The sequence below is a fragment of the Pseudoalteromonas sp. Of7M-16 genome, from assembly GCF_022347805.1.
GTDB lineage: Bacteria > Pseudomonadota > Gammaproteobacteria > Enterobacterales > Alteromonadaceae > Pseudoalteromonas > Pseudoalteromonas luteoviolacea_F.
Genome location: NZ_JAKRFY010000006.1, coordinates 128,106 through 143,910, shown reverse-complemented (window position 1 = coordinate 143,910; position 15,805 = coordinate 128,106). Strand labels below are relative to the sequence as shown.

13 protein-coding genes are annotated in these 15,805 nt (G+C 40.5%); 6 read left to right on the top strand and 7 right to left on the bottom strand.

What is annotated here, in order from left to right; translation table 11 throughout:
* The first annotated feature begins 10 nt into the window (after positions 1–10).
* Complete coding sequence (locus MHN81_RS08430) at positions 11–901, top strand: hypothetical protein (protein WP_239425517.1); 891 nt, start codon at positions 11–13, stop codon at positions 899–901.
* Positions 898–1,821: a hypothetical protein gene (locus MHN81_RS08425; RefSeq protein WP_239425516.1), complete on the top strand. Its 924-nt coding sequence runs from the start codon at positions 898–900 to the stop codon at positions 1,819–1,821. Before MHN81_RS08430 ends, MHN81_RS08425 begins: the two co-directional genes overlap by 4 nt.
* Positions 1,822–1,882: 61 nt before the next feature.
* Here MHN81_RS08425 and ushA read toward each other — a convergent pair whose 3' ends face one another.
* Together ushA and MHN81_RS08415 are read right to left on the bottom strand one after the other, a co-directional pair.
* Complete coding sequence (ushA, locus tag MHN81_RS08420) at positions 1,883–3,466, bottom strand: bifunctional UDP-sugar hydrolase/5'-nucleotidase UshA (protein WP_239425515.1); 1,584 nt, start codon at positions 3,464–3,466, stop codon at positions 1,883–1,885.
* Between the two features lie 64 nt (positions 3,467–3,530).
* Positions 3,531–3,719: a hypothetical protein gene (locus MHN81_RS08415; RefSeq protein WP_023397862.1), complete on the bottom strand. Its 189-nt coding sequence runs from the start codon at positions 3,717–3,719 to the stop codon at positions 3,531–3,533.
* Positions 3,720–4,078: 359 nt separating this feature from the next.
* On the opposite strand from MHN81_RS08415, the gene MHN81_RS08410 reads away from it, so the two are divergent.
* On the top strand, positions 4,079–6,943 hold the full coding sequence (locus MHN81_RS08410) for an insulinase family protein (protein ID WP_239425514.1): 2,865 nt from the start codon (positions 4,079–4,081) through the stop codon (positions 6,941–6,943).
* Between the two features lie 128 nt (positions 6,944–7,071).
* Complete coding sequence (locus MHN81_RS08405) at positions 7,072–7,590, top strand: GNAT family N-acetyltransferase (RefSeq protein ID WP_239425513.1); 519 nt, start codon at positions 7,072–7,074, stop codon at positions 7,588–7,590.
* Here the strand turns inward: MHN81_RS08405 and MHN81_RS08400 are convergent.
* From MHN81_RS08400 to MHN81_RS08385, 4 genes are read right to left on the bottom strand one after another with little or no spacing between them, the layout of a single operon-like run.
* Positions 7,571–8,173, bottom strand: a complete 603-nt coding sequence (locus MHN81_RS08400; protein ID WP_023397859.1) for an ABC-type transport auxiliary lipoprotein family protein — start codon at positions 8,171–8,173, stop codon at positions 7,571–7,573. The genes MHN81_RS08405 and MHN81_RS08400 overlap by 20 nt on opposite strands.
* A complete protein-coding gene (pqiB, locus tag MHN81_RS08395) occupies positions 8,173–9,828 on the bottom strand; it encodes an intermembrane transport protein PqiB (RefSeq protein WP_023397858.1) in 1,656 nt (551 codons plus the stop codon). The genes MHN81_RS08400 and pqiB overlap by 1 nt, the downstream gene beginning before the upstream one ends.
* Positions 9,821–11,029, bottom strand: coding sequence for a PqiA/YebS family transporter subunit (locus MHN81_RS08390; protein WP_036975133.1), 1,209 nt, complete (start codon positions 11,027–11,029; stop codon positions 9,821–9,823). The genes pqiB and MHN81_RS08390 overlap by 8 nt, the downstream gene beginning before the upstream one ends.
* A 57-nt stretch (positions 11,030–11,086) precedes the next feature.
* Complete coding sequence (locus MHN81_RS08385) at positions 11,087–11,896, bottom strand: thioesterase family protein (RefSeq protein WP_239425512.1); 810 nt, start codon at positions 11,894–11,896, stop codon at positions 11,087–11,089.
* A gap of 218 nt (positions 11,897–12,114) precedes the next feature.
* On the opposite strand from MHN81_RS08385, the gene dnaK reads away from it, so the two are divergent.
* Positions 12,115–14,037 (top strand): molecular chaperone DnaK, encoded by a 1,923-nt coding sequence (dnaK, locus tag MHN81_RS08380; RefSeq protein WP_023397855.1) that lies wholly within the window; start codon positions 12,115–12,117, stop codon positions 14,035–14,037.
* Positions 14,038–14,156: 119 nt separating this feature from the next.
* Positions 14,157–15,290: a molecular chaperone DnaJ gene (gene dnaJ / locus MHN81_RS08375; protein WP_023397854.1), complete on the top strand. Its 1,134-nt coding sequence runs from the start codon at positions 14,157–14,159 to the stop codon at positions 15,288–15,290.
* A gap of 54 nt (positions 15,291–15,344) precedes the next feature.
* Here dnaJ and MHN81_RS08370 read toward each other — a convergent pair whose 3' ends face one another.
* Positions 15,345–15,566, bottom strand: coding sequence for a hypothetical protein (locus tag MHN81_RS08370; protein ID WP_023397853.1), 222 nt, complete (start codon positions 15,564–15,566; stop codon positions 15,345–15,347).
* Positions 15,567–15,805 lie beyond the last annotated feature (239 nt).

Here is a 15,805-nt window from a genome sequence, read left to right as displayed (position 1 = left end):
TCTAATTGATGTGAAATACAATCTTAAATTAAGCAATAATACAACCATTGTTACAGTTTTGTTTCTATCTGTTTTGGCATGTTTTTACTTGGCAAAGGCGCTCAATAGCCCTTCTGTGGTAGTGCTTCCTAATTTGCTTGAAAAACATATTCAATGCCAAACTCGCTCAGTATCAAATACACAGTCATTCAATGTGCATGTCCCGGTAAAAAAATTAGCAGACGCATTAGCACAAAAACTATGCTCAGATCCTGTGTTAGCAAAACAATTTGGCTTAGTAAATGTATATTGGAGTGGCAACTTAGCAGAGCAAATTGATTTCATAGCCAAAGGTCTAGCAGATTTGACGTTATCAAAAGACAATGTGATGAAGGCTTTGATGGCTGAATCCACTTACAGTTATAAAGCTGTTATTGGCTATCCCGAGTACACTGCATTTTTTATATCTAATAGAGAGAAGCCTAAGCTGGAAAAAGCCTACTTTTTAGATAAAAAAATTGGCCTATTAGACTATCCAACTAGCCGCTCCGGGCATATTATGCCAAAGCAAACCTTCAAAGCATTAGACATAGATATAGATGCGCTAAACATACAGTATGTTACATCTCACAAAATTTTACGCGACAAACTTTCGTCGGGAGAGTTAGATATTATAGCGACATATTGGAATGAAGCTGACGAAGCTCATTTCTCAAAAAATTATATAACTCCGATAGGGAGTAATATAAGCGGAAGTAAGTGGTATTTGAAAATGGTTAGCGACAACACTGAGCTTGCTTGTTCATTGCAAAGCCTATTGCATCAAGTAGCCCAAGAGACAGGTTCAAGCTACTTTGATAGTATTAATGAATATTGGCAATGTAATACGTTTCCTTATGAGTTTTTAGGTGAGCGCGAATGAAGGAATTAAAAAAAGCGTTAGTGTTCTCTGTCTACCTAATATTTTTTCTATTCGTTTTTATTACGATGTCCAAATATACAATTGATGATGTTGTATATCATGACCTACAAGAAATTAAACTTAGAGTTTCGCTAGATAGGCACAGACTACCATTAGCAGATGCTATGCTGAATTATTCAGGAGATCCAGAAGCATTAGAGCTGTATATTGAGGGTGTGAACCAACATTTATCACAGCAAAGCAGCCGTGTAACGCTCATCGCTATCTCAAATAAACCCATATCGCCAGCTAAAGGGGAGAGTGTTGAGCAGCTTGTAGCTCCAGGTAATAGAACATACTTATTATTAAAGGCAGACTACAGTCACAATTACTCTTTGCTTATATTTCCGCTGGTATTTGCAATGTTTAACTTTGCGCTTTTAAAAAATATTTCGAGAAGGAAGTATAAACAGCAGGTCCGTGAAGAGAAAAAGGTTGTTTTACCTACTCTGGAAATTCTTAAAATTGATTTATATTCCAAAACGCTACATCTTACTTCTAATAAAGAGCTAACGGTACAGTTAGCAAATAAACCCTTGTGTTTTTACCTAGCATTGCTTGAGTATTGTATGACGTATCCTGAAGCGTCACTAAATCAAAACAAAGACTTACCTGAAGAGCTATTGGATATGGCTGATAAGTATTTTCACCGCCTAGTTTCACTCGGGCACACAATTCGAAAAAGACCGAACTTTTCGAATAGCCTTGAAAAAACGCTCAGTGAAATTCGGGCTGCACTTGATGAGCTGTTGTCTGCAACACCTGAATTAAAAGCTAAGTATTATCCGCCTAAAGCTCATGGTGAGGGATCTCGATCAAAGCTGCATAGTTACGCTCTAACGAAAATAAATGAAGAAGATATAGAGGTAGTAGGTAAGTAAAAGAAAGAGGAGAGCATTCAGCGGGTCGCTTTATGCTCTCATCTGTTATTTAAATTTCAGGTCAAAGGTTACCTGTCTTTATTGGTGAATATTTTTCGATATAAGCTCTCAATACTTGCGCATCTGTGCTGTCGGTATTTTGATAACTTTCCTTTTCGGTAATAACCGGGTAGCCATCTCCTCCAGCTGCATTGTAACTATTGATGCTCATTCTATAAATTCCATTAATATCAAATGGCTTGCCATTAATTGTCTTTATCTTGGCAAGGCCATTTTCAATACTAAAGTCGATTTTATGATACTGTAGGTAAGCACCTGCATCTGCTGGAAAGCTTCCTACGACACTGATATAGTCCACTAATTCAGGCCCTTGCCAGTCAATATAAGCAACGCGATTTCTAAATGGATGGACTTTCAAAATATCTTTGTAGTTTACATCGCCTTTTTTTATGCTTGCACGGATACCGCCACCGCTGATGATGCCAAAGTCTGCTCCTACAGCTTCAGTTTGTGCATTGATGATAAGGTCGGCCAATTTACTCTGGGTAAATCTAACTGTGTCTCTGCGGCCATCTAGGAAGGCATCTACATTACCAACTGCCCCAGCAAGTTTTTCCGCGCCTTTTTCTTGAAAGGGGAGTAAGAAATTATATAGGCTTGTATCCTTCTCAATTTCATTGGTGATGAAGTTACCTTGGTCATCTTTTAAATTGACGGGAACTAGTTCGTAACTAAGTAGTTCTTTGTTGCCATTCTCAATCTTAAAGACCGCCTTGCCCACATATTTGCCCCATTCATGGGCCTGCATAATCCAAGTACCATTTTGCTTGTCTGGCCAGCAAGCTTTACCTGGTGAAAAAGAAGCATCTTGCTTACCCATTTCATCTACACAGATCGGCTCCTGAGAGTGACCTCCTATGATCATATCTAAGGTGTTTGGTTTCAAATCTCTGGCTAAAGTGACGTCACCAGGAGCATTGATTCCGTGCTTGGCATCGTGATAATGACCCATGTGCGTTACTGCAACAACGACGTCAGGTTGATACGTCGATTTGATCATATCTACCAGAGGCTGTGTAGCAACCGCCGGCGTGATAAAGTCCAAATGGCCGATATACTGTGGATTGGCGATTTTTGCAGTATCGACAGTGGTCAATCCTACAACCGCTATTTTTAGCTGCCCTTTTTGGATAATAGTGTACGACTGGTAAGCTGGTTTATTGGTTTTTTTATCAATAATGTTGGCTGAGAGCAAAGGGAAATTAGACCATTTTATCTGCTTGTCTAGTACGCTCAATGGGTTGTCAAACTCGTGATTGCCAATGGCCATTGCATCGTAACCAATAATGCTCATCCCTTTAAAATCGGGTTCAGCTACTTGTAAATCCGACTCCGGAACGCCTGTGTTTATATCACCCCCAGACAGCAAAATAACACTATGCCCTTGTTTTACTGCGTCGTTGCGCAATTTGTCGATAAGGGTTTTTCGTGCAGCCATACCGTATTCACCATTTTCGTTGTGCCAAAATCGACCATGGTTGTCATTGGTATGTAGGACTGTTAAATATTGTGCATTGTCTTTTACTGTCAGTAATTGGCAGGCAGCTAAAAAACAAAGCAAAAACAAAGAAATAATTATGCGCATAAATTATTATAAAAATCTGAACTTATTTATGCGCGTAGTTTAAAGCAATTACACGAAAATGGCATTACAAAGTTGTGGGGTTTGAAGTATTGCGAGAACTGAGCACAGCCTCTTCTCTTCTATTGAGTTCGCTTTTCGCAAAATTCCGTTTTTTATGGTTGGTTTCAACCATCCAATTTAAAAAGCATGCGGGCAGTTTGCTATATGGTTCGCCTGCATGAATGCCAAAATCACAAATTTGCTCTTCATTCATTTTTTAGCCCCTGTTGATTTTTATATACTTGCCTTGTAGCACCAGTTTGAGAACTGAGCAATTTGCACGCAGTGTAGAGTGTTTTTGATTCAAAAAAAACACTTTTAATCATAAAAATTAACTTTTCTGTTCATTGAATGGGCTAAGTTATTAAATAGTGATAAAAAGATTCTTACTGAAGAACTTTTAATAGCGCTAGCTTGTCTATATTTAACAATCGGTTACACTTTTTTTTGGCTTGTGCTTGTGCATATCGGACATTACTATCAGTATATGGCAATACATTCAAAAAGATAATCTAAGGCTATTTGCTTTAAGTACTGCTACTCGGCAAATATGCAATTTATATTGGGAACTTTATGAAAAAACTAATGGCACTAGGCGCTATCTCGCTTGGCATTTTGACAGCGTGCTCGACGACGACTTTCAACAACCAACCTGTACAACTTATTTCTGAACAGCTTGTGGTGAGCCCCAATGACGACCGTGCTTACAAAGTACTTACTCTAGAGAATGGCATTGAGGTTGTGCTTGTTTCTGATCCTAGTGCTGAAAAGTCAGCTGCTGCTCTCAGCGTTGGTGTTGGTTTGCTTCATGATCCTATGTCTCAGCAAGGAATGGCACACTATTTAGAGCACATGTTGTTTTTAGGCACAGAAAAGTTTCCAGATCCAGATGGGTATGCGGAGTTTGTGCAAAATAATGGCGGCGCCAATAATGCGTATACTTGGTTAGATGTGACCAACTACATGGTTAAAATAAACAATGATGCTTACGACGAGGCACTGGACCGCTTTTCAGACTTTTTTAAGTCGGCAAAACTCTACCCTGAGTATACAGATAAAGAGAAAAACGCTGTAAATGCCGAGTGGTCGATGCGCAGAGAAATGGACTTTTTTGGGCAGTTCAAGTTGGCTAGGCAGCTTTTAGGTGACCATCCGTCTAACCGATTTTTGATAGGTAATTTGGAAACGCTCGGTGACAAGGAGAATAGTAGCCTGCATCAAGAAACAGTCGCTTTCTACAATAAATATTATTCTTCGAACATTATGAAACTCGCGATGGTTTCAAATATGCCATTGGCTGAGATGGAACAAAAAGCGATAAAACATTTTAGTACCATTAAAAATAAAAATATCCCTGAGCCAGAAGTAACCAAAAAGATAGACTTTAGCGAAGTAGGCAAAAAACGCATTCATTATCGACCGAATCAAGATGTCAAAGCGCTTAATGTCGAGTTTATAATTGAAAATAATATGTCTGACTTTGCCGTCAAACCTAACTATTTTGTTAGCTATTTATTGAGCAATGAAATGCAAGGCAGTCCAGCTCAAGTATTGAAAGAGCAGGGGCTTATCTCTTCGTTGACGGCAAACGCGTCGCCAAATCACTATGGTAATTACGGTGCATTAACAATTGATGTTCAATTGACTGATCAAGGAATGCAGCAACGCGAAACCATTGTTGCAACAATTATGCAGTACATAAACTTGATTAAAGAGCAGGGAGTTGATAGCAAGTACTTCGAAGAGATCAGAACATCATTGAATAATCAATTTAGATTCTTAGAAAAGAGTGATGAGTTTTCATATGTAAGTACATTAGCTGCCAATATGCAAGACTATCCATTAACACATGCGATTAATGCAAACTATCATTTTGCTCAGTTTGATCCAAAAGCAGTAAATCAGGTCCTAAAGCAGCTTAACTCCGATACCATGCGTGTTTGGTACATAAGTAAAGATGAGCCCGTTGACAGCAAGCTTCACTTTTATGATGGAGAATATAAGGTTGAGCCCATTGGGGAAAGTGAAGTTAAATCTTGGTCTAAACCCAGTCAGTTTGCTTTAGCGTTACCGAGTGTCAACCGATTGCTACCGGAAAACTTTGAGCTCAAAAACTCCGAATCTAAAGTGGTTGAAAAGGTATATGAGGGTAAGCGTATACATGCGTGGCTTAAGCCGAGCAAACGTTTTGGCGAGCAGCCAAAAGGGAAATTAGAAATAGTCTTAAACAGTGCTTTGCCAATTAACGATATCAATGCCCAAGTTGCTGCAAACCTTTGGGCTGATCTCTATGAGATTGAAAAAGCGAAGTTGATAACTGAAGCACACGTTGCAGGAATGGGTTTGGAGCTTAGCTACGCTAACGGCTTGGTGATGTCGGTTTCAGGCTTTACGGATAAGCAGCCAGTATTGTTAGAAAAAGCGCTCGAAGGATTGGCCGTAACTCCAAACCAAAAACAACTCGAGCAAGCAATTGATCGATATGTTCGTACTTTGCAAAATAAAGAAAAGCAAATCCCATACTATCAAGTTTTTGGAGCATACAGGCAAGTTACTCGCGAAGGTAGTTTCGATACGGAGGCTTTGATTAAAGCTGCTAAAAATATGACTACCGATGGCTTTAAAAATGCACAGAGTGAATTACTCAGTAATAACTTAGTGCGTGTATTTGGCTATGGTAACTACAATAAGCAAGATATCACTAATGTTGTATCTGGCCTAGAGGCCCATATAGGTAACGAAGTAAGTCAGGTCGATTATGTTAGGGCTGGTTTTTGGCAGCCAAAACAAGGTGAAGTGATCGTCTTACAAAAAGATACTGATGTAGCTGATGTCGCAGTTATTGATGTTGTGGTACATCCGGAGCCTGGTTACGCACAGAAAGCCGCAGCATTAATATTGAAGTCGCACTTAAGACAAAAAGCTTTCAATACACTACGTACTGAAGAGCAGTTGGCCTATGCTGTGGGAGCTATAGCGACTAGTATTGATGAACATTCGGCAATTGCGCTCTTTATTCAAACGCCGGTCAAAGATGTCAAGTCGATGCAAGCACGTTTTGACGCATTTAAGTTGGAATATGCAAAAGAGCTGGACAACTTAACCGCGGAAGAGTTTGAACAAATCAAAGCATCGGCATTGGCTAACCTAAAAGAGGAACCTAAAAACTTAGCAGAAGAAGCGCAGCCTATTCTGACGGACTGGTATAAAAATGAATTGTCATTTGACTCAAAAGAGCAATTAATTACTGCGGCTGAGCAGGTCACAATGGAAGATCTTAAGTCTTATTTAAGTCATACATTGTTAAATGCAAAGGCACCAAGGTTAAATATTCAATTGAGAGGCAATAAGTTTTCTGAAAAGCCATTTGCTGACTTGCCTAATCAAAAGAAGATAAGCTCTCTAGAGGACTTGTATAAAAAAGTCAGCTACGAGTAGACTCTCGTTTACTTGCTACTACGGCACCTTCGATGCTGTGGTAACAAAACCAATATAGAGCACGGCTCTATATTGGTTTTTACAGCCTTAAAATAGAAAAACAAAAATATGTGGCGGGGGAGTTTGTGATGCCTGGAAATATAATAACAGTGTCTAAACGGTGTGAAATTAGAAAAGCGACTCTTGATGATGCTGATTTTATTATTAAGTTGCTCAATCAGCAGAGTTTTATCGAGTATATTGGTGACAAAAAGGTAAACAACCACCATACCGCAATCGAGTATATTGAACGCTCTTTTTTATCTCCTTATAAAGAAGGACTCAGCGCTCCGTATATTGTTTATTTGCAATCAGGTGAGGCCATTGGGATTGCGGGTTTTTACCAGCGTCCTTATCTACAAGAGCCTGATTTAGGATATGCATTTTTAGATGATTATACAGGTAGAGGGTTAGCTTTTGAGACATGTGAACAGCTTATTGCTATTGCACGTGAACACCTCAACATAGCCAAGCTTCACGCTATAACAGATGTTGAAAATCACAACAGCAAAAAATTATTAAAGAGGCTAGGCTTTGAAGGCAACGGGAAGATTTTTAGCCAGTCGCCTAACAAAGCTGATTGTTTGTTTACTTACTACTTTTGTTGAGTTGGGCAGTAAGTATTTGCTCAACATCATTTAACAGTAGCAGCCAGTTGCTTTTATGAGCTGCTACTAATGCATCGAAACCATCGTCCTGAAGCTGGTTTTCAAATGAAAATCGTTTTGTTTGAATCAATTGGGTATTGCCAGCTTGCAACTTGTAAAAATACCAATTGCCGCTGAGAATAGCGCCTTTTTCATAGTGACCTGCATACTCATCTACAACAAGCTTTAAACTGTAACGGGTTGTATTTAAATCGCCTGCCAACGTCCTAGGAATTATCGTCAAGCCTCGTTTATTTAAATAGCTCAGGGTTAACTGTGTCAGCATGTTTTCTGGGTGTTCAGCCCAGAAGTGAAAGCTTGCAATATTAACCGTATTGGGTTGAGTAAACTGAACAAATGCTTGTTGGTTGGAAACGCCTAAAATAGCTACCTGATCCAAGTAAATAGGTGTCTCTGGCGCGCCAATTTGTTTTTCGACCGACTGAGCCTGATCAGAGAACTTATAGTATTTGTGACCATCTGAGTTACTACTACAACCCATCATTAGTAAAGCTAACAAGCAAATTTGTAATGACGATTTCATTAACGCTTCCTCGGTACGGGATCTTCGGACGCGTTTTTATCGAAAATCAGCATGTTAGGTTGCTCATTTAGGCCTTTAGTTACTGGTTTTAAGGTGTTGGACAAGCTTTCTAGCTCACTCAGTGTATCGGTCAACTGATCCATTACACCAGAGCCTTGTTGATAGGTCGACAGGGTTTTTTCAAATTGTTTCAAGCTTGCGGTTAGCTGAGTCAACGTGCCCTGTAATTGAGTTAAATTCTTTTCCACTTTTTCTGGTACTTTTTTGTTGTTTAAATCTTTTATAAGTTGCTCAGTTTCAGCACCCAATTGTTTATATGCGGTGAGCGTGTCTTTGGCTTCACCCAAGGCTGCATCTAACGGCAAACTATTTAGTTTATTAAGCAATGCCATAACTTGTTCGGATAAAGCCGTAAATCCACTCGGTACACTGGGTAACACAGGATATACAGAGTGTTTGGCAATTGATTCCGGCTTGGCTGCACTATAAAAATCTAATTCTATATATACCGCACCGGTTAATAAATTACCACTTTTTAGCGATGCTCGTAGCCCATTTTCAATCCATTTTTCTATGTTTCCTTGCCAGTATTGCTTGGCCTGCTCATCTACCTCATAGATTCTGCCGTATTCTACCTTTATTAACACCGGAATCGACGTATTATTTTGTTGGAAGTATAAAGGCTGTCCATCTCGAACTAGTTGCGCTGGCACTTGCTCCACGGTACCAATACGCATTCCTCGATATTCGACAGGTGCGCCAGGCTTCAACCCCTTAATGGATTGTTCAAATTCAACAAGGTATAGATCAAATAAGTCAAATCGCCTCTCCAGTGCAACCGCAAAGTTTTTATGTAACTTATATTGAGTGTATTGCTGTGCAATAGAGTCAGCGACAGAGTTTGGCGGGTAATCAACAGAGATCCCGCCTTTGATCAATTTTGACAAAGAACCAGTAGAAACTTTGATCCCTTCGGTAGATAAGTCAACTTCTACGCCTGAGTTAACCCAAAAAATAACATTGTTAGAGATGAGTTCATCATAGGGGGAATTAACGAAAATTCCGTAGTCCATTTCCAGTGTCTTTTCGTTAAAACTGGCGGTTTCAACTTGTCCAATTTTGTAATTTCTAAAAAATATGCCAGTTCCAACGTCCAGAACCTCGGCGTTTGCTGCTTTGAGTTTGTATCTGACACCTTCAATATCGGGTGCAATGAGCGCAGGCTGATTCTGCATCGTAAAGAGGTTGGCTAAGTTACTTTGTTCTCCAGGTAAAAGCTCGATATAAACACCTGAAAGCAATGTGTTTAAGCCTGATATCCCGGTTTCATCGACCCGTGGTTTTACGGTCCAAAATTTGGCGTCTTCTGTGAGCAAAGTATCATAGTCTTTAAATATGCGTATGGTTGCAATAACTGCGTTTTGCTCTATTTGTAATTTGAGAGACTCAACAATGCCAACTTGCACACTTCTGACTTTCACCTCAGTTTTCCCTGCAATGATGCCGTCAGCATTATCCATTTTTAGAAAAATCGTATGGCCTTTATTAGATTGGTGTTGATAGAGCATCCATCCGGTGATTAAAACAGCGATGATAGGAACAATCCAAATTACAGAAAATTTTGGTTTGGATTCTATATAAGCTTTCTCATTCATGTTTATTCAAGTTATCCCACAATAGCCTAGGGTCGAAATGATTTACAGAGATTATTTGGCATAATACCATAGCAGTGAAAAACACAATACCTGATTGAGGTTCAACACTTAACACAGTACCAAGTTGCACTAGAGAAACCAACAAAATAACGACGAACACATCGATCATCGACCATTTCCCCATAAATTCAAGTGCTCTATACAACTTACTTGCCAATTTAGGCTGAGTGCATGCTTTAACTTGATAAAGTAAATAAAAGAGCGCGACCCCTTTAATGATGGGAATACAAATACTGGCGACAAAAATAAGAATTGCCACTGGGTAGGAGCCCGCATGCCACATAACTTCGACACCGCTGTAGATAGTTGCCTTGGTATGCAGTCCAAGATTGATGGTATCCATAATTGGAAGCGCCAAAGCAGGGATCAGTAAAACCATGGCAGTCAACATCCATGCCGCGCTTTTTTCTAGCGAATTTGTTTTTCGGTACTTTAGCTTTGATGTGCATCTAGGGCAATGTGTTGCATTACTAAGCTGGCCACAAACATGACATTTCTTTAAGGATTGCTGTTGTGCTCTGGGTGCACAAGTTTGTTCATCTGGACAGTAAGTTATTTGCTCTCTTTCCCAGAGTTGTTCTTTACTGAGTAAGGATAGTGTTTCAATAAAACACAAAACAAAGAGAATATAAGACCAAAAACCAAGTCCAACCTCAATCTCTGCAAATTCAGTCAATTTGAAAGCACTGATCAGTACAGCCACAAGAAAAATATCTGCAAGATTAAGCGGCTTTAATAGCATCAAAATTCGTACTATGACGCGTGCATTGTGTGGATTTAAGTTTTTCCAAAGCGGGGAGTGAGCCAACATAATTAACACTAATGCAAGCAAAGGCATCAGCAAAATAGTAAAGGCGAGTAGCCCGGCCAACAGCGTACTAAAGTTGGTAGCGAGGAGCGAGATTGCTTCGATCAAGCTAATGGATTGTTTTAAACCATGTTGTGCATAAGAGATAAAATGAGGATGCAGGCTCACTATCAAAAAAAGTATTGATGACAAACCAAACGCATTTATGCTCTGGTTGTAGTTAACTTGACAGTGAGCCAAGGTGTTACCACAATGCGGACATATGGCTCTTTGATGCTTGTCCATGTGTGCGATAGACACTAAATAATCACAATGTTGGCAAGCAGTTATCACAATATAAAATCACAGTAGAGATATATACCTCTATTGTGTTCCAGCATTTAAAGAATATCAACTATCAAATACGGCGACAGTTTGTCGGCTAAGTGCCACTAACTCTCCGCTGCTAGAGAAAATTTTTGCATCTTCAATACCGTATCCGCTATTTGCCTGATGTGTGATTGCCTCATAACCAAACCAATCAGATATATTCATGGTTAAAGGTTGTAGAAACTCTACATACCAAGACACGCTACTTGCAGGAGACGGTTTATCGCACAGTTGCAGTAAAGTTGGTGGCCATGCGTCTGCTAACGCTAAGATACTTAATTCCGGAGATAAGTTCTTTGGGACCTGTTTAAACTTCATCCAACCATGAATTTCTGTCGAGTCAGAGCCACTAAAGGGCATCGCTCCTGCTTGAATATTGAGATCGATATTTTGAATAAACGCTGGAAACACACCTTCAACATACTTAATCGTTTGACTGCTAACTATCTCTTGATTGAGTATGCGGGGTTGTTGAGTTGATTCTACTTGTATTTTAGATTGCCGTTGCGTACCGAAACAGGCAAGGGCAACGAGGCATACAGTATCACTTTGCATAATTCTGGATTCAATCTGCGTAACGTTTTTACCATGCCTCAATATCGTGGTGTTAATCGTAAATGGTGTTTCAGTGATGAGTGGCGCGACGAAATTACAATTGAAAGAAAGCAGTTTTCTCGATGCATCGTCAAGCTTTAAATACATTTGTTGTAGCATCAGCGCAGCACTCAACCCACCAAAAACGGTTCGGCCTTGGCTCCAAGTGTTAGGAACGCTTAAGGTGCTTTCTTGTGCCTGTAGTTGAGAAGACGAAATTAAGGTATGAAAATCCATAGTGAGTCCATGTGTTATTTTTACCCAATTAGAATATATACTCTAAATGGATAAATACAGATTTTTTGCCTGCTTTTTGCTCTGTTCATCCTAAAAATAAAAAAAATTGAAAAAAAATGAAATTTTTTTCTACTTTAAGGTTGAATTAGAAATTGCCGCCCCTATTTATCAAGTCATCTAACAGAACAACGAATTTTTTGAGGTCGGAGAAGATTCACATGGGTAAAATTATTGGAATCGATTTAGGTACTACTAACTCTTGTGTAGCAGTTTTAGATGGTGAGAATACGCGCGTTATCGAAAACGCGGAAGGCGATCGTACTACCCCGTCGATTATTGCATTTACAGAAGAAGGCGAAACGCTAGTAGGTCAACCGGCAAAGCGTCAAGCAGTTACTAACCCTACAAATACGCTATATGCAATTAAGCGACTAATTGGTCGTCGCTTTGAAGATGAAGAAGTACAACGTGATATCAGCATCATGCCATTCAACATTGTTAAAGCTGACAATGGTGACGCATGGGTTGAAGTACGCGGCGAAAAACGCGCTGCACCACAGATTTCTGCAGAAGTTCTTAAGAAAATGAAAAAGACTGCAGAAGACTTCCTAGGTGAAGAAGTTACTGAAGCAGTAATTACAGTTCCTGCATACTTTAACGACTCTCAGCGTCAAGCAACAAAAGATGCTGGCCGCATTGCAGGTCTAGACGTTAAACGTATCATCAATGAGCCAACAGCTGCTGCACTTGCTTACGGTATGGACAAAAAGCAAGGTGACAACGTTGTTGCGGTATATGACCTTGGTGGTGGTACTTTTGATATCTCAATCATTGAAATTGACGAAGTAGACGGCGAACACACGTTTGAAGTACTAGCAACAAACGGTGACACGCACTTAGGTGGTGAAGACTTTGATAACCGAGTTATCAACTACCTAGTTGAAGAGTTCAAAAAAGAGCAAGGCATCGACCTAAAAGCAGATCCGCTAGCGATGCAACGTGTTAAAGAAGCGGCTGAGAAAGCGAAAATCGAACTTTCATCTGCACAGCAAACAGAAGTTAATCTTCCATACGTAACTGCTGATGCAACTGGTCCTAAGCACATGAACGTTAAACTAACACGTGCTAAGCTTGAGTCTTTAGTTGAAGACTTAGTAAATCAGTCAATTGAGCCGCTTAAGCGCGCACTAGCTGATGCAGACCTGTCTGTAAGCGACGTAAATGATATCATTCTAGTTGGTGGTCAAACACGTATGCCACTAGTTCAGTCAAAAGTTGCTGAATTCTTTGGTAAAGAAGCTCGTAAGGACGTTAACCCTGATGAAGCGGTAGCACTAGGTGCAGCTGTTCAAGGTGGTGTACTTTCTGGTGACGTTAAAGATGTACTTCTTCTAGACGTTATTCCATTATCTCTAGGTATTGAGACAATGGGTCAAGTAATGACGGCGCTTATCGAGAAGAACACAACTATCCCGACTAAGAAGTCACAGGTGTTCTCAACAGCTGAAGACAATCAGTCTGCGGTAACTATCCATGTACTACAAGGTGAGCGCAAGCGTTCAACTGATAACAAGTCACTTGGTCAGTTCAACCTAGAAGGCATTCGCCCAGCTCAGCGTGGTGCACCACAAATCGAAGTAACTTTCGATGTTGATGCGGACGGTATCCTACACGTATCTGCAAAAGACAAAGATACGGGCAAAGAGCAGAAAATCACTATCCAGGCTTCTTCTGGTCTAAGTGACGATGAAGTAGAAAAAATGGTACGTGATGCAGAAGCAAATGCTGAAGAAGACAAAAAGTTCGAAGAGCTAGTTGGCGCACGTAACCAAGCTGATGCACTTGTTCATGCTACTCGCAAGCAAGTTGAAGAGGCGGGTGATGCACTTCCAGCTGACGACAAGACTGCAATTGAAGGTGCTTTAACTGAACTTGAAGCAGCTATTAAAGGCGACAGCAAAGAAGACATCGATGCGAAGACTCAAGCGCTTGCAGAGAAATCTCAAAAGCTAATGGAAATCGCACAAGCAAATGCGCAGGCACAGCAACCAGGTCCTGATGCAGGTGCACAACAAAGTTCAGCGAAAGCAGACGATGATGTTGTTGATGCTGAGTTTGAAGAAGTTAAAGACAACAAGTAATTGTTGACTGTTAAGGGCGCGCGGCGACTTCGCTTGACGCGCCCTTCGTGTTTTTAAATTTTGGCTCACAACCGAACGTAGGTTTCGGAGAGTTGTCTTGTAAGAGTAGTGTGATAACTATGTCCAAACGTGATTATTACGAAGTATTAGGTGTATCAAAAGACGCCGGTGAACGTGATATAAAAAAGGCCTATAAGCGCCTAGCAATGAAGTATCATCCAGATCGTACAGCGGGTGATGAAGCTTTAGAAGCTAAGTTTAAAGAAGTAAAAGAAGCGTACGAGGTCCTAACGGATAGTCAGAAACGCCAGATGTATGATCAATACGGCCATGCAGCGTTTGAACAAAACGGTGGTGGAGGCCATGGCGGATTCGGTGGCGGAGCCGACTTTGGCGATATTTTCGGGGACGTATTCGGTGATATTTTTGGTGGCGGTGGTGGCCGTCGTCAATCGAGACAGCAACGTGGAGCCGATTTACGCTACAGCTTAGACTTAACGCTAGAAGAGGCCGTTAAGGGTAAAGACGTAGAGATTAAGGTGCCTACTTGGGTAAGTTGTAAACCATGTGATGGCAGTGGTGCTAAAGCAGGTTCTAAACCGAAGACATGTTCAACATGTCACGGCGCGGGGCAAGTTCAAATGCGTCAAGGTTTCTTCGCTGTTCAGCAGACGTGCCCTACTTGTCAAGGTACAGGCCAGGTTATTTCTGATCCATGTGACAGCTGTCATGGTCAAGGTCGCGTAGAAAAGACTAAAACGCTATCGGTTAAAATTCCGGCAGGTGTTGATACGGGTGATCGTATTCGTTTATCTGGCGAAGGTGAAGCCGGTATGCATGGCGCGCCAGCAGGCGACTTGTATGTTCAGGTAACCGTGAGAGAGCACCCAATCTTTGTTCGTGATGGTAACAATCTATACTGTGAAGTACCAATTAGCTTCACTACCGCAGCGCTTGGCGGTGAGATTGAAGTTCCGACCTTAGATGGCAGAGCAAATCTTAAAATCCCTTCAGAGAGCCAAACTGGAAAGATGTTCCGAATGCGCGGTAAAGGCGTGAAGTCAGTACGCAGTGGCTCTGTTGGCGATTTAATCTGTAAAGTTGTAATTGAAACGCCTGTTAACCTGAATGAGCGTCAAAAAGAGTTATTAAAAGAGCTTGAAGAAAGCATGAGCGGTGACAGTAAGAACCGCCCTAAAGCACAAGGCTTCTTTGATGGCGTAAAGAAATTTTTTGATGATTTGACCAAGTAATTTGGTTAGTCTGTCAGAATAAATCAAAACGGCGCCGATGGCGCCGTTTTACTCTCAGTCTAATATTACGAGATAATCCATATCATCGTTGCACCGACAAACTAAATCCGGTCGGCTTTCTCCTGAAATCAGTGTTCCTGAATGACACCCTAATAGCTCGCACTTTTCATTACACGCTAGCTTGTTCGACCAAGCATTGTATTCACTGTGTAAAACGAAAATGACGGTCAAAATACTCAAAGTGACACCGATACCTTGCGCTAAGCTTGTATACATGCGACGCACCTACTTATAAATGGCACAATTCAACATCGCTGTTACAGCAAGTTTTCGCTTCTAACTACCAACGCAGATTGAATCTGCTGGTATATACTACTTTAGTCGACAATCCAGTATTGTCGAGCATAATTTAGTACAATTTATAATAAAAATATCTTGGATAATAAATTGCAAATAACGTGTAGATGTTTTAGCACTAAGGCTCGATTGAATACTCGTTATTTTTTAGTAAAGCC

Excerpts from the sequence above, each read along its gene's own strand:
- MHN81_RS08405 (WP_239425513.1), top strand. The coding sequence starts at position 7,072 with ATGCCTGGAAATATAATAACAGTGTCTAAACGGTGTGAAATTAGAAAA.
- MHN81_RS08370 (WP_023397853.1), bottom strand. The coding sequence starts at position 15,566 with ATGTATACAAGCTTAGCGCAAGGTATCGGTGTCACTTTGAGTATTTTG.
- MHN81_RS08425 (WP_239425516.1), top strand. The coding sequence starts at position 898 with ATGAAGGAATTAAAAAAAGCGTTAGTGTTCTCTGTCTACCTAATATTT.
- ushA (WP_239425515.1), bottom strand. The coding sequence starts at position 3,466 with ATGCGCATAATTATTTCTTTGTTTTTGCTTTGTTTTTTAGCTGCCTGC.
- MHN81_RS08385 (WP_239425512.1), bottom strand. The coding sequence starts at position 11,896 with ATGGATTTTCATACCTTAATTTCGTCTTCTCAACTACAGGCACAAGAA.
- MHN81_RS08415 (WP_023397862.1), bottom strand. The coding sequence starts at position 3,719 with ATGAATGAAGAGCAAATTTGTGATTTTGGCATTCATGCAGGCGAACCA.
- MHN81_RS08400 (WP_023397859.1), bottom strand. The coding sequence starts at position 8,173 with ATGAAATCGTCATTACAAATTTGCTTGTTAGCTTTACTAATGATGGGT.
- MHN81_RS08410 (WP_239425514.1), top strand. The coding sequence starts at position 4,079 with ATGAAAAAACTAATGGCACTAGGCGCTATCTCGCTTGGCATTTTGACA.
- pqiB (WP_023397858.1), bottom strand. The coding sequence starts at position 9,828 with ATGAATGAGAAAGCTTATATAGAATCCAAACCAAAATTTTCTGTAATT.
- dnaK (WP_023397855.1), top strand. The coding sequence starts at position 12,115 with ATGGGTAAAATTATTGGAATCGATTTAGGTACTACTAACTCTTGTGTA.
- dnaJ (WP_023397854.1), top strand. The coding sequence starts at position 14,157 with ATGTCCAAACGTGATTATTACGAAGTATTAGGTGTATCAAAAGACGCC.